Annotated in this window: 13 protein-coding genes and 1 riboswitch; of the genes, 5 read left to right on the top strand and 8 right to left on the bottom strand. The window is 53.2% G+C overall.

Features of this window, described 5'->3' with window-relative positions; translation table 11 throughout:
• Positions 1–275 precede the first annotated feature (275 nt).
• Positions 276–4253 carry a PAS domain S-box protein gene (locus JUJ53_RS07200; RefSeq protein ID WP_204151318.1) on the top strand — a complete coding sequence of 1326 codons (3978 nt, stop codon included), beginning with the start codon at positions 276–278 and terminating at the stop codon, positions 4251–4253.
• A 27-nt stretch (positions 4254–4280) separates the two neighbouring features.
• Here the strand turns inward: JUJ53_RS07200 and JUJ53_RS07195 are convergent, their stop codons facing one another.
• Positions 4281–4934 carry a DUF4033 domain-containing protein gene (locus JUJ53_RS07195; protein WP_204151317.1) on the bottom strand — a complete coding sequence of 218 codons (654 nt, stop codon included), beginning with the start codon at positions 4932–4934 and terminating at the stop codon, positions 4281–4283.
• Between the two features lie 191 nt (positions 4935–5125).
• On the opposite strand from JUJ53_RS07195, the gene glgA reads away from it, so the two are divergent.
• Together glgA and JUJ53_RS07185 are read left to right on the top strand one after the other, a co-directional pair.
• A complete protein-coding gene (glgA, locus tag JUJ53_RS07190; RefSeq protein ID WP_204151316.1) occupies positions 5126–6601 on the top strand; it encodes a glycogen synthase GlgA in 1476 nt (491 codons plus the stop codon).
• 298 nt (positions 6602–6899) lie between these two features.
• Positions 6900–7391, top strand: a complete 492-nt coding sequence (locus JUJ53_RS07185) for a DUF4168 domain-containing protein (protein ID WP_204151315.1) — start codon at positions 6900–6902, stop codon at positions 7389–7391.
• A 114-nt stretch (positions 7392–7505) separates the two neighbouring features.
• On the opposite strand, the gene JUJ53_RS07180 is transcribed toward JUJ53_RS07185, so the two are convergent.
• The 7 genes from JUJ53_RS07180 to JUJ53_RS07150 form a co-directional block, all read right to left on the bottom strand.
• Positions 7506–7865 carry a cupin domain-containing protein gene (locus tag JUJ53_RS07180; RefSeq protein WP_204151314.1) on the bottom strand — a complete coding sequence of 120 codons (360 nt, stop codon included), beginning with the start codon at positions 7863–7865 and terminating at the stop codon, positions 7506–7508.
• A 16-nt stretch (positions 7866–7881) separates the two neighbouring features.
• Positions 7882–9423 carry an ABC transporter ATP-binding protein gene (locus tag JUJ53_RS07175; protein ID WP_204151313.1) on the bottom strand — a complete coding sequence of 514 codons (1542 nt, stop codon included), beginning with the start codon at positions 9421–9423 and terminating at the stop codon, positions 7882–7884.
• Between the two features lie 10 nt (positions 9424–9433).
• Positions 9434–10120, bottom strand: a complete 687-nt coding sequence (locus JUJ53_RS07170; protein WP_204151312.1) for an isochorismatase family cysteine hydrolase — start codon at positions 10118–10120, stop codon at positions 9434–9436.
• A gap of 12 nt (positions 10121–10132) precedes the next feature.
• On the bottom strand, positions 10133–11155 hold the full coding sequence (locus JUJ53_RS07165; protein WP_204151311.1) for a formamidase: 1023 nt from the start codon (positions 11153–11155) through the stop codon (positions 10133–10135).
• Positions 11156–11324: 169 nt separating this feature from the next.
• The gene (locus JUJ53_RS07160) at positions 11325–12275 is read right to left on the bottom strand and encodes an ABC transporter permease (RefSeq protein ID WP_204151310.1); all 951 of its coding nucleotides are present in this window, start codon (positions 12273–12275) and stop codon (positions 11325–11327) included.
• 48 nt (positions 12276–12323) lie between these two features.
• Positions 12324–13424, bottom strand: coding sequence for an ABC transporter permease (locus JUJ53_RS07155; protein WP_204151309.1), 1101 nt, complete (start codon positions 13422–13424; stop codon positions 12324–12326).
• Positions 13424–14605 (bottom strand): BMP family ABC transporter substrate-binding protein, encoded by a 1182-nt coding sequence (locus JUJ53_RS07150; protein WP_343327907.1) that lies wholly within the window; start codon positions 14603–14605, stop codon positions 13424–13426. Before JUJ53_RS07150 ends, JUJ53_RS07155 begins: the two co-directional genes overlap by 1 nt.
• Before the next feature lie 462 nt (positions 14606–15067).
• Positions 15068–15172, top strand: a riboswitch (Fluoride riboswitch).
• Positions 15173–15263: 91 nt separating this feature from the next.
• On the opposite strand from JUJ53_RS07150, the gene JUJ53_RS07145 reads away from it, so the two are divergent.
• Together JUJ53_RS07145 and JUJ53_RS07140 are read left to right on the top strand one after the other, a co-directional pair.
• Positions 15264–16907 (top strand): cation:proton antiporter, encoded by a 1644-nt coding sequence (locus tag JUJ53_RS07145; RefSeq protein WP_204151307.1) that lies wholly within the window; start codon positions 15264–15266, stop codon positions 16905–16907.
• Positions 16908–17659: 752 nt separating this feature from the next.
• Positions 17660–19606, top strand: coding sequence for an ATP-binding protein (locus tag JUJ53_RS07140; RefSeq protein ID WP_204151306.1), 1947 nt, complete (start codon positions 17660–17662; stop codon positions 19604–19606).
• Positions 19607–19897 lie beyond the last annotated feature (291 nt).

The raw sequence follows: 19897 nt of genomic DNA, 5'->3' as shown, positions 1-19897 counted from the left end.
TGTCGAATCCTGAACGAAAGAATGAGCTTTTTCAACCAATCTATTGACACTGTTCTCAATAAGCTCATGCAAGATGTTCATACTGAGAATTGCTGGGAAAACATTCGGCAGCTTGACGGTAAGCGTCGGATTAGATAGGGGTCATCAACCTGTAGTCTCCTAAGAGAGGGCTGCAACGTTACCGCCTAGATAAATCGTAGTATTTTATACATCGAGCGTGACGATCTAGGTGTTTCAAGCAAGACGACGTTACTTGTTCCCTCCTGTAGTGCTGTATGCAAGATTCTTGCCAGGTTTTACTTGTCGAAGACGATCGCCTCAACCGCTCCTCCATGGTTCAGTGGCTCCAGCAATCGCTTTTGCCGCTCACCATCGACGCCGTAAGTACCCAGAAAACAGCAGTTCATCATCTGCGATCGCGCTCCTACGATCTCCTGCTCATGGGTGTGTCATCCCATCCATCCAAACCCATTCAGGTAAGCTCCCTAAAAGCGATCGCCCCCAACCTCCCCATCATTGCCCTTGGGCACCTGCAGCACTACGACCACCTCACTGCTGCTCTACACCAAGGCGCTCATAGCTATCTCATCTACAGCCGCATCGATGCTGATCTCCTAGAGGTGACTCTGCGCAACGCTCTACAACTGCCGGTGATGGCGGCATCGGCAGCCCAGTTGAGCGTCGCGATCCCCGGCAATCACTGCATCGATCATCCCCTGCGCATGATCACCGACACCCTGCCAGGGGTGGTATTTCAGTACCATCTATCGCGGGATCATCAGCATAAGCTGAATTTTATTAGCGAGGGTGTTCAGACTCTCTTTGGCTATTCTGCAGAGTTCATGCTGGCGGATGTGAGTCGCTTTTGGGACTTAATTCTCCCCGATGACGCGAAGCGGGTACAGCTAGTTTTCGAACAATCTCAACAAAATCTCACGCCTATCCAGCAGGATTTTCGCATCCGGTCTAGGGATGGCTCAGTGAAATGGGTGCAAGCGCGTTCCAAGCCCACTCGCCAAGCCGATGGAACGATCACTTGGTGCGGTATTTTACTGGATATTAGCGATCGTAAACACCTAGAAGCGAAGCAACAGCAGGATCAGACTGCCCTGCAACAGGTCACCGAACAGTTTGAAGCGATCGCCTCCAACCTACCAGGCACCGTCATCCGCTACCGGCTGCACCCCGATGGCACCGATCAGATTCTCTACGCCAATCCCAACTGCCGAGAGCTGTGGGAGTTAGATGTCGTGCAAATCCAACAGGATATTAGTCTCCTTTGGCAACAGGTTCATCCCGACGATCTGGAGGACATGCAGACCTCTATCCAGGCCTCGGCCCACAGCTTAGAAACCTGGCGGCACGAATGGCGCATCACCACGCCGTCTGGACGACAAAAATGGGTGGAAGGCGTTGGTCGTCCCAGTCCACAAGCCGACGGGAGTGTGATTTGGGATACTGTATTTCTTGATGTCAGCGATCGCAAAGCCGCTGAAGTCGCCTTACAGAACCTAGAAGCCACCCATCGAGTCTTGATTGAAGCCATTCCTGACTTGCTGCTCACCGTCCGGGCTGACGGCACCCTGATCACCATTAAAAAAGGTGGAGATGTTCACCTGAACCAAGCCGAGCAAGTCTATCCCGGCTCCTCCCTGTTTGCTTGTATGCCGAAGCCCTTGGCTCAGCAGCGCATGCAGTATGTACAGCAAGCGTTGCGAACGGGAGTTCCCCAACACTATAGCCATGACATTCTTGTGGAAGGCGATCTGCGCCACGAGGATGTTCAGATCGTCCCGATTAATACAGATGAAGTGCTGGTGATGGTGCGAGACATTACGCTCCAAACCCAAGCTACCCAAGCACTACAGCAGCAAAAGGATTTTCTCAATCAGATCATTGATTCTTTGGATTGCCTCGTGTTTGTCAAGAATGCCGATGGCCGATTTTTGGCAGCCAACCGGGCAGTGGCCGAAGTCTGCGGCGTGCCTGTGGAAGACTTGATCGGCAGATTGGAAAGCGAAATTCGTCTCTACAATCCCGTCAAGTTTGAGCAGGTGCTCGACATGAATCGTCAAGTGATGCGCACCGAGCGCCCCTGCCAAATTCCCCATGAGCTGATCACCCACCACGATGGCTCTGAGCATTGGTATCAAACGACCTTGCGTCCCTTTTACAGTCCAGAGGGCCATGTGCAGGGCATTATTGGCGTCTGTGTTGATATTTCTAGCCGCCGACATCTAGAATTTGCTCTGCAGCAGCAGATGAACCAGGCGATTCTGGCTAGCCAGATCACCGACGCCATTCGCCATAGTCTCGATCCCGAGGTGATGTTTCAAACCGCTGCTGATCTCCTGGGACGAACCTTTGATGCCAGTCGCTGTTTGATGCTGCAGTATGATACGAATCCTGCTCGGCTGACCTATGCCGCCGAATATTGTGACATGAGCTGTGAACCGATGACGGGGACTGAGGTTCCTATGGAGAACAACCCCCACGCCTGTCATGTGATGCTGATGGATCAGGCGATCGCTTCCCCGAATGTTTACACAGAGCCGCTGCTGCGGGAACAGGCACCCCTCTGCCGTCAGATGGGAATTCGCTCCATGCTGGTGGTACGCACCTCCTATCAAGATAGTCCCAACGGGGCGATCGCTCTCCATCAATGCGATCGCTATCGGTATTGGACAGCCACAGATATTGAATTACTAGAAACCGTCGCAGCCCAAATGGGGGTGGCGATCGCCCATGCTAACCTGCTCAAGCAAGAGCGGCAGCAGCAGCAAGAACTGCAGGCGCAAAACGAAGCCCTGGAGCAGGCCAAAGCCGCAGCGGAATCAGCGAACCAGGTGAAGAGCAAGTTCCTCTCCCACATGACCCACGAGTTGCGCACACCGCTCAACATTATTCTGGGCTATGTGCAGATTATGCAGCGGGATCAAACCATTGAGCAAACCTATCACAGCACCCTACAAACCATTTTTGCCAGCGGTCAACATCTGCTCAGCTTAATCAACGATGTGTTGGACTTCTCTCGGTTGGAAGCCGGGCATGTGAAGATTGAACATCGATCGGTTAACCTCACCGACTTGATGACCATCCTCAACCAGATGTTTCAAGCTCAGGCAGCTAATAAGGGACTAGAGTTTTACATCGAAGTTGCCCTAGGGGTGCCCTCGGTGGTGATGACCGATGGGAAGAAACTGCGCCAAATTTTAATCAACCTGTTGAGCAATGCCTTGAAGTTTACAGACCAGGGCATGGTGGCCCTGCGAGTGTCCTACCAGGCCGCCGTCCATTCTGAGTTTGAGGGTAACTTGTACTTAGAGGTGATGGACACCGGCATGGGCATTGATCCCACGGAGCAAGAGGCCATCTTCCAGCCCTTTGTGCAGTCGCAATATACAGATAAGTCCATTCGAGGCACGGGCTTGGGCCTATCGATTATCCAAGAATTTTTGCACCTGATGGGCGGCTACATCGGGCTGGAAAGCACGGTGGGGCAAGGCAGCACCTTCACCATCACCCTGCCGGTGCAGATTACCAGTGCCTCTGCCCAGGATCCGCTTCTAGCCTCGACTGTCTCCCAAAAACTGCGGGAGGTGCTGGCGATGACGACCTGTCGCGTGCTGTTAATTGATGATCAGATCGAGCGCCGACAATCCTTAGCGCGCCTCTTAATTGCCGTTGGGTTTGCGGTGCATGAAGCAGACAACTGGCAGGTGGCGATCGCCCATGATCAGCTCTGCCCGCATCATCTGGTTTTGGTGCATCTGACGCCGGGCCAGGACGATCATCAACGTCCCATTCAGCCCGAATGCTTAGGACAGCCAGCACCTAAGCTGGCAGCCATTGTCTCAGCGCCCCTCAGCGAGGAGGAACAGCAAGCGATCGCGGCCCACTATGACGCCGTTCTGGTGCCGCCTTTACAGGATACTGATCTACTGCGACTGCTGGAAGTCACCTATGACCTAGTCACCTGCTCCCAAGACTGGATGGCGATCGCCCCTGTCGATGGCCCATCCCTCAGCGCCACGCCCGATCAATTGACGATGATGCCCGCTAGTTGGATGCAAACCTCGGTTGATACGGCCTTGCGCTGCGACGATAAAACCCTCAAACAACTCATTCGTCAGATTCCCAATACCAGCATTCAACATGATCTACTGCAACAGGTGGATAACTTTGCCTTTGAGACCATTGTTGCCCTGATGGAAGAATCGATGCGGTTAGTAGGCACCCAGCCCTCCGCCTGAGGAATGCCTCAACCTAGATGAGCTGGGTTAATTCAGAAGCTTGGGACAGGTGCTAGCCTGGGGCGAGGCCATGGAGCATTCTGTGACTAGACAAGCCTCTTGATACACCGGATCCACATCCAGAGAGGGCGGCTCTTGCCCAAACACCATCTCGCAGCTTAGGTCGTCAAAGTTGGGCGTCATGGTCAGGGGAATGCCAAAGTCCTGTGTAAAAAAGGTTTGGGTTGGTAGTTTACACATATTGACGCACATGCCCACACAGCCACTGCTTTCTAGGTAACGACATTTTTTGATATGCACACCGCTCCGCTGCAGGTGCGATCGCCCTTGGGCATCCGGGATATCCACCTCCCGCACCTCACAGGGGCCCACCAGCCATTCAAACAAGCGGGCAGCAAACCAAGCATTCAGTTCACAAACCAGCCGCGTCGGCGAAAACACCGTGCGAATCATGTAAAGCACCGGCCCCGGCACCAGCGACTTGAGCACGATCGCCACCACCTGCTGCTGCTGATCGGCATTGCGACCGCGCATAATCTGCCGCGAAAGTTCCACAAACCCTTCATAGCCTGGAACCTGCGTCCCCTGACCCACCGCGATCGCCATTTTGCGCGAGAATAGCCAGATAAAGGCTCGGTCAACCCAATTATCGGCGTAGTCAGTTTTAGACTCGATGGACATACCCAAACGCAAACCCCTCTACCCTCAATACGATCTTAACCAAATCGTTTCCATTCCATCATAGAATGAGGCGATTGGTTCAGGGGTATTCCCCAGCGATCGCCCTCGTCCAGCCAAATTCCTACACAATCCATGCTGAGCCATGATTGAATAGGAGCATAGAAATTTAACTTTTGTTAAGAGAGGAATCTATGTACATAGTGCAGATAGCGTCGGAATGTGCCCCTGTGATTAAGGCAGGAGGGTTAGGCGACGTCGTGTATGGACTGAGTCGCGAACTCGAACTGCGGGGGCATACCGTCGAGCTGATCTTGCCCATGTACGACTGCATGCGCTACGACCATATCTGGGGGCTGCATGATGCCTACCGCGACCTGTGGGTGCCCTGGAATGGTGGCTCGGTGCATTGCTCTGTTTTCTGCGGCTGGGTGCATGGACGGCTATGCTTCTTCATTCAGCCCCACTCGGGCGACAACTTTTTCAACCGGGGTCAATACTACGGTGCCCTAGATGACCACATGCGCTTTGCCTTTTTCAGCAAGGCAGCCCTAGAATTTTTGCTGCAGAGCAACAAGCGCCCTGACATCATCCACTGTCATGATTGGCAAACCGGCTTAATTCCAGTCATGCTCTACGAAATGTATCAATGGCACGGTATGGCTAAGCAACGAATTTGCTATACCATCCACAACTTTAAGCACCAAGGCATTGCTGGCGCAGATATCCTCTGGGCAACAGGTCTTAACAACGAACCCTACTATTTTAGCTACGATCGCCTCCAGGATAACTTTAATCCCTTTGCGATTAACCTTATGAAGGGCGGCATTGTTTATGCTAACTACGTCAATACCGTATCTCCTCACCATGCCTGGGAAGCTCGCTACGGACTGTTTGGCTATGGGCTAGGGCATACCCTAGAAGTCCATCACCACAAGTTTGGTGGCATTCTCAATGGGCTAGACTACGGCGTCTGGAATCCAGAAGACGATAAGTATCTAGCCGCTCCCTACAGTACTGATGACATCAGTGGTAAATCTAAAAATAAGAAAGCTCTGCAAGAACGTTTAGGATTAGCCGCCAGCGATCGCCCCCTTGTGGCCTTCATTGGCCGGTTAGATGGTCAAAAAGGTGTGCATCTGGTTCACCATGCCCTCTACTATTCCCTTGCCCGTAGCGCCCAGTTTGTCCTGCTGGGCACCGCCACAGAACCCAGCATCCACGCTTGGTTCTCCCACGAAAAAACACAGCTCGACAGCAATCCCAACTGTCATCTGGAGCTGAGCTTTAACGAAGAACTCGCCCATTTAATCTATGCCGCTGCGGATATTATTGTCGTGCCCAGTAACTACGAACCCTGCGGTCTCACCCAGATGATTGGCCTGCGCTACGGCACGGTGCCGGTGGTGCGCGGAGTAGGCGGCTTGATCAACACCGTTTTTGACTATGACTACGACGAGGCCCATCGCCCCGAAGAGCGTAACGGCTTCGTGTTCTATGAAAGCGACAACTATGCCCTAGAATCAGCCCTAGGACGCTCTTTTGACTTGTGGTACAACGCTCCAGAGCTGTTTGAGCAACTCCAACTCCAAGGGATGACCTACGACTACTCTTGGACAATTCCCGGCGAGCAATATGTTGGGGCGTACGAGTTTATTCGCCATAAATAACAAGAAGCCTTGGTGGAGGGTGAAAGTATTCAGGGGAGCGATCGCCCTTCACTGCTGCTATCGAGCATCAACCTGCTTTCTTATTTCAAGCAGACTATTCCTCACCAAAAGGATGACTCACTCTAGTTCTAGGCATAGGGATCTTCTGGCTCTGTGAAGCAGATGTCACATCAATGTCACACCAGCGTTAAAACAATCGCCTAGGGTTGTCGCTAGGCGAGAGGCTCATGCAATCATGACGCCTTACAACGCAGCTAAGCTGTGCTACGCCTTTGTTGATATATGAGAGATGAAATCTATGCTGACTTCCAAGTTTGTGAAGAGCGCTTTGATTTCGATGGTGCTGATCGGCGCACCCGGTGCAAGCACTGCGTTTGCCCAGGAAACCTTACCTAGCCAGCCGCCCCAAGCGGCACCCGCTAGCCCTGAAGTATCGGATAGCCAGATTGATAGCTTTGTCAGCGCGTATCAGTCGATCCAGCAAGTGCAATCCCAAGCACAGCAAGACATGATCGCAGCGCTCGAAGCAGAAGAGTTAACGGTGGAAGAATTCCAAATGATTGCCCAAGCTCAGCAATCTCCAGAAGCATCCTCCGTTTCTCCAGAGCAAGCTGAACAACTAGCTGCCGCTGCCGAGCAAATCTCTACCATCGAGGCCAGTGCTCAACAAGATATTCAGCTAGCTATTCAAGCGGAAGGACTAACGCCTGAAGAATTCAATCAGATCCTGACGCTTGTTCAGCAAGATCCTGCACTGCAAGAGCAAATTAACCAACAGTTAGCCCAATAGGCTTCAGCCACTCGGTTGAATCAACGATAGAGCAGGGACAAGCGTCATCGTCTTCAGTCCCTGCTTTTTTACTGATCATCCTAGTTACGTCAACTATCTGTAACGCCAGTGCATTCATGGCTCATCGACCAAAATTTTCACCGGGCGTTGCCAGATGACCAATACAATACATCCGTCTTCACTGGCCACACTGTGCTGCGTGTCAGGAGAATTAATGACGAGGGTGCCAGCCGGATAGGTGCCATGGCGATCGCCCTGGGAACCAGACAAAACCACAATATGCTCAAAGCCGGTGTGGATATGCTCAGGAACAGTTGCACCAGGGGCATAGCGCAATAAAGCTGCCGAAGCGCTGCTCTCTGGATCACTGTAGAGCGGATAGATCTCTACACCAGGACGAAAGGGCTGCCAGGGAAGGCGATCGCCCGTTTCTGCTAGGTGGAATAGATCAGTTAAGACAAGGGGAGTGGGCATAGTTGGGCTCATGGCGTTAATGACCGGCCATCCGTTGACCGATGGTGCTCAGGTCGGCGTCGGCGATCGCGCTTTCGTAAACGAATTCACCATCACTCATCACGACAATGCGATCGGCTAGGGACAGCAGTTCGTCTAGGTCTTCACTCACGAGTAAGACAGCCACGCCGCGATTGCGGGCAGCTACAATCTGTCCATGGATAAACTCCACAGCCGAGAAATCTAGACCAAAGCAAGGATTCGCCGCAATCAGTAAGTTAATTTGATCCGAGGATAGCTCTCGGGCCAGGACTGCCCGCTGCACGTTTCCGCCGGATAGATTACTAATGGGTGTTTCGGGCGTGGGGGTTTTCACCGAAAATTGCTGGATCAGGCGATTGGCCATCTGGCGAATCGAACCTAGCCGCAGAAATGACCCCTTGGACTGGGGAGGGCGATCAAAGGTGCGCAGGGCCATGTTTTCCGCTACGCTCATGTGAGGGACGCAGGCATTGCGCAGAGGTTCTTCCGGCAGGGAAAAGACCCCGTTGTGAAACATCTCCGACCGAGTTGCTCCATAGGGTGTGCCGTTGACGACGACCGTACCGGTGAGGGGCGATCGCTGCCCCGACAACACCTCCACCAACTCCCGCTGCCCATTCCCCGAGACGCCAGCAATCCCAACAATTTCGCCAGCATAGACCGTGAGACTCGTGCCTCGTACAGCAGGGAGACCGTTGTCCTTATTGGCATGAATGTCCGTAAAGTCTAGGACGGGGCGATCGGCTGCGGTGATCACCTTATCCACGACCTTGGGTTCCCTTGCCTCGCCTAGCATCATGGACGACAGATCAGCAATGGTCAGATCTTTGACTAGGCCATGCCCCGCAAACTTACCTTTGCGCAAGACAGTTACTTCGTCGGTAAAGGTCATCACTTCCCGGAATTTGTGGGAAATCATCAGCACACTCAGCCGTCCATTGGTCACCTCTTGACGCAGCAGACCCAGCACCTCATCCGCTTCACCGGGGGTCAGCACCGACGTCGGTTCATCCAGAATTAGAATACGACTGTTGAGATAAAGTTGCTTAAGAATTTCCAGCTTTTGCTTTTGTCCAGCCGCTAGCTGGGCCACCGGCACCTCCAAGTCAACTTGGAAGGGAGCCTGATCCATGAAGGCCTGGAGGCGATCGCGTTCATCTTGCCAGCGAATCATCACGGAGGGATCAAAGCGGGAGAGCACTAGATTTTCCGCTACGGTCATGGCGGGCACCGAGGTAAAGTGCTGGTAGACCATGCCAATGCCGTACTGGTGAGCATCTTTAGGACTAGCAATCTCCCGCGATCGCTTACCCACCAAAACATCCCCCGACGTGGGTTGATAAAACCCCATAATGCATTTGACCAGGGTACTTTTCCCGGCCCCATTTTCGCCTAGCAGCGCATGGAAGGTGCCAGGCTTCAGGTGCATGGAGACGTGATCAAGGGCAACCAAGCTACCAAATTGCTTGGTCATGTTGACCACTTCTAGGTCAGGTGGGCTAATCACATCCGAGGCAGAGACAGAAGCAGTGGTCATGGCAATCTCTCTAGAGTGAATGAATCGCATCAATCAGGGCCGCCGATTCGGCTACGGCACCAAACACCCCCCCCTGCATGGTAATCATCTTTAGGGCAGCTAGATGATTACCATAGTCCGTCGCGCCGGTGCAGTCGGAGACCATCAAACATTCGTAGCCGCGATCGTTGGCGTCGCGCATGGTGGTGTGGACACAGACATCGGTGGTGATGCCCGTGAGAATAATGTTTTGGACACCTTGACGGGATAGGATGAGGTCTAAATCCGTGGCATAGAAGGAGCCCTTGCCAGGTTTATCAATCACCACCTCTCCCGGCAGGGGCGCTAGCTCAGGAATGATGTCCCAGCCCGGCTCTCCCCGCACCAGAATTTTGCCGCAGGGCCCTGGATCGCCAATGCCCGCACCAATCTGCTGCGATCGCCATCGTTTATTGGCCGGCAGGTCAGATAGATCAGGACGATGCCCTTCGCGGGTATGGATAATATGAAATCCCTTCTCCCTCATCACCGACAAAAGCCGTTTAATCGGTTCAATAGGCGCACGGGTCAGAGACAAGTCATAGCCCATCTTATCCACATAACCACCTTCTCCACAGAAGTCGGTCTGCATATCAATGATAATCAGCGCCGTATTCTCAGGACGCAGATCGCCATTATAGGGATAAGGATAGGGATCAGCCGTTACAAACGTACCCATAGTTGATGCTCCCTAAGCAGTTGCCGTTTCAGATGGCAGTTCTTCACCCCGATAGAGGCGGGTGGGTGCCTCAAAGCCACAGGAGGTGCCGTCGGTATGCACCACCTCATCCTCCCAAGGCAGACGATAGGAGCCATCTACCAAGTCTTTCATGTAGGTGTAGGGGCAGTCTTGGGCTCCGCCTTTCACCGCCACATAGCCGCGATGGCCAAATTGGTAGATATTATTTTCGACGCTCCAATGCCGCCGCGCCTCTCGAACTAGGTCAGGACGAAATTCCGCCGTGATGATTTCATCCGGGCGGTGGCTACCCATCACCAACGGTGTGCCGTCATAGTTGACCATCATGCCTTCGCCCATGGAGTCGAAGGTGCCGTCGGTGCCGCACATGCAGACCGATGCCGTATACATGAGGTTACAGAAAGCATTAGTCTGGTTGGTGATCTGCCAACTGTGGCGGATGGGAGCCGTATAACCCGCTGTGCGAATCATAATCTCGGCACCCTTATACGCACATTCCCGAGCCATTTCAGGGAACATACCGTCATGGCAGATAATTAACGCCAGGGTGCTGCCATTGGGGCCTTCACAGACAGGAATGCCAATATTGCCTGGTTCCCAGGGTTCCACGGGCACCCAAGGATGCAGCTTGCGGTAGTAGAGCTTAATCTGCCCTTGGTCATCAATAATTAAGCCGCTGTTGTAGGGGTTGCCATGGGGGTTGTATTCCATGATCGAAAAACAGCCCCAGATCTGATGGGTGATGCAGGCTTGCTGAAAGGCCGCTACTTCTGGCCCATCGAGCCGACACATGATCTCTGGATTGGTATCCATGGATAGCCCATGCAGGGCATATTCAGGAAAGACCACGAGATCCATGGTGGGCATGTTGCGTCGAGCCTTCGCCACCATGTCGCAAATTCGCTGGGTTTGGGCCGCCAGATCCGCCGGCGTCACCACCGTAGGCAACTGTAATTGCACCATGCCCATCACAACACCGTTGGGCGATTTATTGAGACCGCCTAATCCGCTCATGGTTAGATCTCCTCATACTGCAAATCTACTGCAAACTGTACTGACTATACGTTACTGAATCTTACGTTACCGAATCTATGGATCACACTGATCACACTATGGAGGGCGTCGCGCGAAGCATCTATGGTGCTTTAGGTTGGGCGTTGGGTGACCCAAGCGACAGATTTACCTAGCGATCGCTCCCTAGGGCTCCCGGAACGCCGGTCATGGTGCGGGTTGGGGAACAGGTGATCACCATAATCACCAAGGTCAACACATAAGGAGCAGCGTTAAATAAGTAGTAGCCTTGGGTGATGCCGACAGATTGCAGAGCCGGCCCAAGGGCCTGAGCACCGCCAAATAGCAAAGATGCCCAGAGACACTGCATGGGCTGCCAGCGGGCAAAAATCACCAGCGCCACGGCCATCAAACCCTGACCGCTGGATACCAGCTCTGTCCATACACCGGGGTAGTACAGCGAGAGAGACGCGCCGCCAATGCCCGCCAGGAAACTGCCGGCCACAATGCTGAGCATCCGCACCTTGAAGATAGAGACGCCCATGGCCAACGCCGCATCAGGACTATCGCCCACGGCTCGGATAAACAGGCCCCAGCGGGTCGAGCGAAAGAACCAGGTCATTAGGGGGGCGATCGCCACCCCTAATAAAAAGAGCGGGCTGATCTTCACCGCTGACTGAAACTGTTCCGGTAGATCCGTCCAGGCCAGCAGGTCAATGGTCGGCAAGAGGGGAGCACTGGGCTGGATGAACGGCTTGCCAAAGAAAAAGGCAACGCCGCTGCCGAAAATAATCATGGCGATGCCCACCGCCACGTCGTTGACCCGAGGCTGCTGACAGAGCCAGCCGTGGATACAGCCCAGCGCCATGCCCGCCAAACCTGCCACCAATACCCCGGCAAAGGGAGCCAATATCGGCCCTAAACTGTCCTGCGTTAGGTAGGAAACGGCATAGGCGCTCATGGCTCCAGTTAACAACGTGCCTTCTAGCCCTAGGTTAATCTTGCCGCTTTTTTCCGTTAAACATTCCCCCAAACTGACAAACAGGAACGGTGTTCCGCCCCGCATGGTGCCAGCGGCGATCGCTAAGGGCACCCCTAGCCATCCCAATGCTTCTGATGCCACAAGTCCTACCTCATCTGATTGGAATCTGTCTATTTAAACCGTGGCTATTTAAACCGTGGTTTCAACCACCGCAGGCGTTGGATCCGGCGGTATGTCTACCGGCCGCTCTCGGAAGAAAGCCAGCTTGCCGTAGAGCGAATCGCTGTACAAAATCGTCAGGAACATAATGCCCTGAAAGATCAACACCGTGGCGTCTGGCAAGCTATGGGTGCGCTGCAGAATGCCACCACTGCCAACAATACCGCCGACCAGCACCGCAATTAAAGCCGCCGCCAGGGGATTATGGCGAGACACAAAGGCGACCAAAATGCCACCGTAGCCATAGCCAGCATTGAGGGATTCGTTGGCCACCCCATGCACCGCCGCCACCTCAATCATGCCCGCCAGACCAGCACAGGCCCCAGCCAGAAAGCAGATGGTGACCGCTAAGCGTCCGACAGGTAGGCCTGCAATCCGGGCGGCGCGCACGTTGCCACCGGCGGTGCGCGCCGCAAACCCGAAGGTGGTGCGCTGGATCAGGACGTAGGCGATCCCACAGGCCACCAGACCGAAGATCAGTCCATAGTGAATGCGGGTGCCGGGTAAATTGCCCAGCATGTTGGCAGCATCGAGGGGAAAGGTGGAGGGCTTGTTGAGGGAACTGGGATCCCGCATGGGGCCGCCCACTAAGTGATTCAGCAGGGCGATCGCGATATAGTTCATCAACAGGCTGCTGATGGTTTCATTCACCGCTCGGTAGTGGCGCAACGCCCCGACGATGCCAATCCACACACCACCCGCCACCATGCCAGCGATCGCCATCAGCGTTTGCACCAGCAGCGGCGGCAGAGACGTGCCTAGGCTCAGCCCCATGGCTACGGCTCCCACACCGCCTACCACCAGCGCTCCCTCGTTGCCAATAATCACCAGCCCCAGCCGGGCCGGCAGAGCCGTACAAAGAGCGCTTAACATCAGGGGCGACGCCAAAATCAACGTACCTTGGATGCGACTAGAACTCCCGAAGGCGGCGGTATAAATCGATCCATAGACACCAAAAGGATTGGCCCCAGCGATCGCACAAAATAACCCAAACAGAGCTAGGGCAACAGCGATCGCCCCTGCCGAAATCACCAACGGTTCACTTTTTCGCAACCAAGGTGTGTCTTTCATTAGCTGCCCACCGATCCTTCAACGCCTTCGATCAACCAGTCCATGCTTTCCAGTTCCACAGACTTTTGCTCTAGCTTTTGCCCTGCCGCCACGCGCACCGTGCCGGTGTTGTCCTTGATCTCTCCTTCATAGAGCACCAGTTCTCCAGCGATGATCTGGTCTCGGGCTGCATCCGCTGCAGTCTTGGCTTCCTCAGACACCGCCGCCCCATAGGGAGAGAGCTTACAGAAACTATCCGCCAAGCCACCCCGCACAAGGTGATCAATCTCCCCGTTCATCAGGCTCTTGCCTTCTAGGAACATCTGGGCATACTGGGTATAGATACTCGTCCAGTCCCACTCTGCGCCCGTGAGATAGCCGGTGGGTGCTAGGTCGGCTTGGTTGGCATGGTAGCCCACCGTGAACATACCGCGCCGTTCCGCCGTTTCAATCACCACCTTAGGACTGTCCACATGGCAGGTGACGACATCAATGCCTTGGTCTGCCATGCTGTTGGTGGCTTCCGCTTCCTTCACCGGCAGGGCCCAATCTCCCGTGAAAATGACCTGGGTGGTGATGTCAGGGTTCACCGAACGAGCAGCTTTGGTGAAGCTGTTGATGTTGCGCAACACTTGGGGAATGGGTTTAGCTGCCACAAAGCCCAGCTTGCCAGACTTGGTCATATGCCCAGCCACGATACCCGCCACATACTGGGCTTCGTCAATGTAGCCAAAGTAGCTGCCCACGTTCTCAGGGTGGACGCCCTCTTCATACAGCCCACCCGCATGGAGGAACTGCACCTCTGGAAATTCTGCAGCAAGTTGGAGAATGTGGGGATCAAAGTAGCCAAACGACGTAGGAAATAGAGCTATGGCTCCATCCAGCTCGATCATGCTACGCATGGTTTCCTGCACGGCGGCTGTTTCTGGCACGCTAGCTTCTTCGACGATCCGCACGCCAGGAATGCTGGAGATACCAGCAGCTCCTTCTGCATGGGCTTGGTTATACCCATAGTCATCTCTGGGGCCCACGTAGATAAATCCAATGACAATCTCCTCACCGCCAGCAGCAGCTTCACCACCGCCAGCACCGCTGGGGCTACAGCCGGTACCCAACTTAGCCGTGACGCCAAACGCGGTCGTTGCGAGCAAGCCACGCAAAACTTGACGACGAGACAGCGACAGTATTCTTCGATTGTGCACAGCGTTACTCTCTAAAATGCGAATGATGGAACAAATTATAGTCGTCCGGCCATCGTAGTTCGGTGAAAAGCAGGTTAGCTCCTGACTCAACATTCGGAATCTACGATTGATGGAGGATACACGAGGGGGGCAGTGACCGTAAAAATTCGTAGGAATAGCACCCACGCTACCGATTGCGTAAACGCAAAAAAGTATTCTCAGATACCAAGCTTTGGTTTCCCCCCAAGTTTCTCGATCAGGATGGAGAAATTCTTTCGACAGAGTCCAGGCACTACCCTCTCTGATCAAGGGAGCATGGTGATTTTAGGAACCATTGACGAAGGGTTTTAGGAGGCTAGGTCTAGGGCATCACTAGGGCATCACTAGGGCATCAGCAAAGGTTTCTGGGGGAGCATGGTCGGGATAGCTGGACATATCCTTCTAGATTGACCCTTTTCTGAGGCCAACGAACCATGGTATAAAAAGTGCGATGGCGATGGAGCTCGCCGAAACCGCCCCGCGCTCATACCGGTCATGATAAATCTGCCGGTTTAAGCGATCGAGATGGCTGATAGCTCCTACTCTTCCGGCTTGGGGCGGAACTGTAGGGCTATGGCGATCGCTTCCTTAGTTTTTCCACCACAAGCCACGTTTCTCTACTCAACTTCAACGTGGCGCTATGTTAGCAAGTATGGTTTGGATTTTGTTGATGGGCTTCTTCGCGGGGCAGCTAGCCCGGCGACTGCAGGCTCCAGCCTTGGTTGGCATGGTGGTAGCGGGCATATTTCTAGGGCCGCAGGTGGGGCATGTCCTCAGTGATGAGGTGCTTGGCTCTGCGGATGCCTTGCGCACCATTGCCGTCATGGTGATTCTGATGAAAGCCGGTCTGGGATTGGATCGTGAGAAACTAGCTCAGCAGGGAACGGTGGCCCTGCGCTTAGGGTTTCTGCCGGCGAGTTGTGAAGCGATCGCGGTCATGCTGGCGGCGATCTGGTTGTTTCAGTTTGACGTAGCCACCGGACTGCTGCTGGGCTGCATCCTGGGAGCGGAATCGCCTGCGGTGATTGTACCGGCCATGCTGCGGCTTAAAAGCCTAGGCTGGGGTGTACACAAGGGCATTCCCGACGCTATTTTAACCGGCAGCGCGCTCTCAGATGTCTTATTGCTGCTGGTGTTTAGCCTCCTGCTGGCATTTCTCGCCCAGGGAGATGCGATTCTTACCCTGCCCGGTGGATTCACGGTCAATGCCATCTACCTACTGCCGCTGCAGGTGGTCATCCAGGTTGGGTTGGGGGTGCTCCTAGGCTGGATCACGGCCCGTCTTCTGGTGGCAGTGTTAGCTCAGCAAAACTGGACACAAAACGCGGTGCAGGATTCCCTAGTGGCGGCCAGCATTGCCCTGCTGTTGGTGATTGTGGCGGTGGCGGTACCGATCTTTTCTGGCTACCTGGCGGTCATGGCCACAGGATTTTTCTTAATTGAGCTGGATGCGCCCCTAGCTCGGCGACTACGTGGTGGCTTTAATAGCCTCTGGGCGATCGCTGAGATTATCTTATTTGTATTGCTAGGAGCCAGCATTCAGCTTGATGTACTAGGCGATACGTTGTTGACGGGACTCTTAGTCTTAGCTATTGGCACCCTGGTAGGGCGATCGCTAGGCTGGTACTTATCTACCCTTGGCAGTAATTGGACAGTTCGAGAACGTCTATTCCTGCTGCCCAGCAACTCTGCTAAGGCCACGGTACAGGCAGCGATCGGAGCGATTCCCTTAGCCCAGGGTATTGCCGGCGGAGAAACAATCTTGGCGATCGCTGCCCTATCTATCCTGATCACTGCGCCCTTAGGTGCCTGGGCCATTCCCACCTTTGCCCCCAAACTCCTAGAACAGGGCGAGGTCGATCCCACCAAAGTAGCGATCGAGCGACGGATTGTTCTGCTGGCTGCCGTGGATACATCGCCCCTAGCGCCTCAAGTTCTGAAAAAAGCTGCCGAGCTGGCCCGACGCAGTGATGGCGAGGTCATTGTGCTGTATGTGCAACAGATGGATGATGTACCGGGCATGGTGTGGCTGCGAGACCAAGTAAAACACACCTTAGCCGACATTCGTCACCAGTTTTTGATCCGAGAAGGCGTGATCCCAGAAACAATTATTCGCATTGCTCAAGACTATGGTGTAGCGGAAATCATTGTGGGTAAGCGTGGGCACCGTTCATTCCAAGACGTCCTGGTCGGTTCTGTACCGCGAGCCATTGTCGAGACTAGCTCCCTGCCTGTGCTTGTGGTTGAAGCAGAATCTGTTGGAGATCTGCATGAGGACACCTGATTTAGTCACCATCCCAGATGGGCGTTGCTGAAACAAGTATGAATGGCTCAATCCACCCTCACCCTAGCCCTAGAGAGAGGGGACAGGAGTTCTAGGGCGTGTTTTAAAACTCATCCAAACCCTGATTCTCTCGTACGAAAAATCAAGGGGTTTAGCAGGTTTTAAAACAGAGCCTAGCTCCCTTCTCCCTGGGGAGAAGGGTTGGGGATGAGGGCAAATCATCTATCAATTCAGCAATACCCCCAGATGCATACCACTCCTTCAGCAATGCTGAACGGCGGTATGATTCCGCAACATGTTGCCCGGAGCTTCAGATTCTGTGCTTCAAATTCTGTAACTAAAGGTTCATCTTCCAGTTCAGCAACACCGCTCCTTCAAGGGCGTTGCCGAATGAGGCTACTTCAGCCGCAAGAATCGTTCCCATCCATAAGACCTGTCGGAAATCAGATTCATCTGTGGGGATATGGCAATGAATTTGCTATGATTTGGTTTGGTCTAGACTCTCACGTCGTGTGCCTGCCAGACCCTATGGTCTATCATGGGCAAACAACGCTCAAGTAGTAGACCCTATCGCCCTCATCATCCTACCCCAACCAGTCCCTGACGAAAAGCTTCATACGCCGCCATTCCCTTTATCTCAACAGAAAATGCTCTGATTGAAAACGTTAACGATGAACAATGTTAACGATGAACTGGGAATAGTAGTCTTGAAATCGTAATTATTGTGTGTTTTGGCACATCCGCAGGATGACATGGATCTCAAATCTAAAGGAATGCAGGAGCGATCGCAGGATGCCCAAGGAACTGAAAACCGCCTTTCTGTACAACCATCCTCTACATCTTCAGCGTTAATCCTATCTCCGAACCGAGCGCGATTTCCTCAGCGATTGTTACAGGTTCGTAACTGGCGAATGTACCAGAAAATTGGCATTGGCTATTTCTGGTCAATTGGGATTGGCTTAACCGGCTCACTCTTAGGTTTGGTGCTTGCCGATTATTATCAGGGGCAGGCAATCACGCAGCTCTTAGACGCGCAAACCCAGTCCTTACTTTTAGGACAGCTAGAAATAGCGGGCAAGAGCGCACAAGTTCAGAGCTTGGCCCTAGACCTTGCGGTTCACACCGATCAACCCTATCAAGATCATTGGGTTCAGTTTCAAGCCGCCGTATCCCAGGTCGAAACCAATCAGCTTGCCCTAACCTCATTTTTAGACAACAACCCTACCTGGTTCGCCGCACCACCAGAGGTGATGACCAACATCCTCAACGACTATGCACAAGCTCTGAAAACCTACGAGGCAGACCTTAACTCAGCAGTTCAAGCCTTAATAGAGGCGCGATCGCAGCCCGAGCAAGCCATTGCCCAAGCTAATCTCACAGACCTGGTCTCAGGCACAAGAGCTGCCCAGATAGATGAGATGCATACTCAAGTCATCCAGTTGACCCAAACGGCTCAGCAGCAAGAGCTGGAAGGCACGGTTGAAATGGAAGATGCCCAAGGGTTGGAGAAGCTGATCATTGTGCTGAGTATGATCTTGTCCGCAGCCGTAGCCGGAGGATTAGCCCTTCGCACCACACGGGCGATCGCCCAACCCTTAGAACAGGTAACCCACATTGCCCAACGGGTTGCCACTGAGGCAGATTTTACCCTGCGAGCACCGATTGCAAGTCATGATGAGATTGGCTGGCTGGCGCAGGCCCTGAATAATCTCATTCAGCGCATTCAAGAATATACCCATGATTTAACAAAAGCCGCTCAGACGACAGAAGCCCAAAACCAAGAACTGCAAAAAGCTTTAGGCAATCTGCGTCAAGCCCAAGCTCAACTTATTCAAACAGAAAAAATGTCCTCTCTAGGGCAACTGGTTGCCGGAGTCGCCCATGAAATTAACAATCCTGTTAGTTTTATTTACGGCAATATCAGCCACGTTAAGCAATATACCAACGATTTACTCACCTTACTATCTGCCTATCAAGCCGAACTACCCCAGCCCAGCGCCAACCTGCAGCAGCAAATTTCAACCATCGATTTAGACTTCCTCCAAGAGGATCTGCCTAAAGTTTTACAGTCTCTACAAGTTGGGGCTGAACGCATTAACAGTATTGTGTTATCTCTGCGGCTCTTTTCACGCTTGCATGAATCTGAAAAGAAACCCTTCGACCTTCATCAAGGCCTAGACAGTACCCTGTTAATTCTCAATAGCCGGCTCAAGGCTCAATCCAATCGGGAGGCGATCGCAATCATCAAAAACTACGGCGATATTCCGTTCATCGAGTGCTATGGCGGTCAAATCAACCAAGTCTTTATGAATATTCTTAGTAATGCCATTGATGCCCTAGAAGAACGGATTGCTCTAGGATCTCCCCAAGCCTCAACGATGAGCAAACCTGAGCCGAGGAAAGATTGCTCTAGAGACCATGATCCTCCCAGCATTCATATTCAAACTCGCTGTCTTGCCGACCATGCTGTGCTGGTCACAATTGCCGACAATGGATCTGGAATTCCAGATAGCATCGCCAGCAAGCTCTTTGATCCCTTTTTCACAACCAAGCCCATTGGCAAGGGAACCGGTTTAGGCTTAGCTATCAGCTACCAAATTATTACAGAACAGCACCAAGGTACCTTAACCTGTCAGTCAGGATTAGGGCAAGGAACGGTGTTTACTATCAAGATTCCAGTACGAGGACGAGCATCGTAACCTAGGCGTCCAGAATAGGCATCTGGATACCGGCGTTGCTGAATCAAGTATGAATGGCTCAATCTGCCCTCTCCCTAGGGAAAGGGAACAGGAGTTCTAGCTCCCTTCTCCCTGGGGAAAAGGGTTGGGGATGAGGGCAAATTATCTATCGATTCAGCAATGCCTGGATACTAAATCACGGTAGAGTTGGCGCTAGCGAACTGTAAGCCAGACACTCACGCTCACCCTATCCTAGTATCTGTTGCCCTGTCGTTTACCGGGAGTTGCTGAATTGCTGAATCAATAGGTGAT

The sequence above is a fragment of the Leptolyngbya sp. CCY15150 genome, from assembly GCF_016888135.1.
GTDB lineage: Bacteria > Cyanobacteriota > Cyanobacteriia > RECH01 > RECH01 > RECH01.
This window is presented reverse-complemented; position numbering and strand designations above follow the sequence as displayed.

Excerpts from the sequence above, each read along its gene's own strand:
- glgA (WP_204151316.1), top strand. The coding sequence starts at position 5,126 with ATGTACATAGTGCAGATAGCGTCGGAATGTGCCCCTGTGATTAAGGCA.
- JUJ53_RS07165 (WP_204151311.1), bottom strand. The coding sequence starts at position 11,155 with ATGAGCGGATTAGGCGGTCTCAATAAATCGCCCAACGGTGTTGTGATG.
- JUJ53_RS07185 (WP_204151315.1), top strand. The coding sequence starts at position 6,900 with ATGCTGACTTCCAAGTTTGTGAAGAGCGCTTTGATTTCGATGGTGCTG.
- JUJ53_RS07170 (WP_204151312.1), bottom strand. The coding sequence starts at position 10,120 with ATGGGTACGTTTGTAACGGCTGATCCCTATCCTTATCCCTATAATGGC.
- JUJ53_RS07155 (WP_204151309.1), bottom strand. The coding sequence starts at position 13,424 with ATGAAAGACACACCTTGGTTGCGAAAAAGTGAACCGTTGGTGATTTCG.
- JUJ53_RS07180 (WP_204151314.1), bottom strand. The coding sequence starts at position 7,865 with ATGCCCACTCCCCTTGTCTTAACTGATCTATTCCACCTAGCAGAAACG.
- JUJ53_RS07175 (WP_204151313.1), bottom strand. The coding sequence starts at position 9,423 with ATGACCACTGCTTCTGTCTCTGCCTCGGATGTGATTAGCCCACCTGAC.
- JUJ53_RS07200 (WP_204151318.1), top strand. The coding sequence starts at position 276 with ATGCAAGATTCTTGCCAGGTTTTACTTGTCGAAGACGATCGCCTCAAC.
- JUJ53_RS07140 (WP_204151306.1), top strand. The coding sequence starts at position 17,660 with ATGGATCTCAAATCTAAAGGAATGCAGGAGCGATCGCAGGATGCCCAA.
- JUJ53_RS07195 (WP_204151317.1), bottom strand. The coding sequence starts at position 4,934 with ATGTCCATCGAGTCTAAAACTGACTACGCCGATAATTGGGTTGACCGA.
- JUJ53_RS07145 (WP_204151307.1), top strand. The coding sequence starts at position 15,264 with ATGTTAGCAAGTATGGTTTGGATTTTGTTGATGGGCTTCTTCGCGGGG.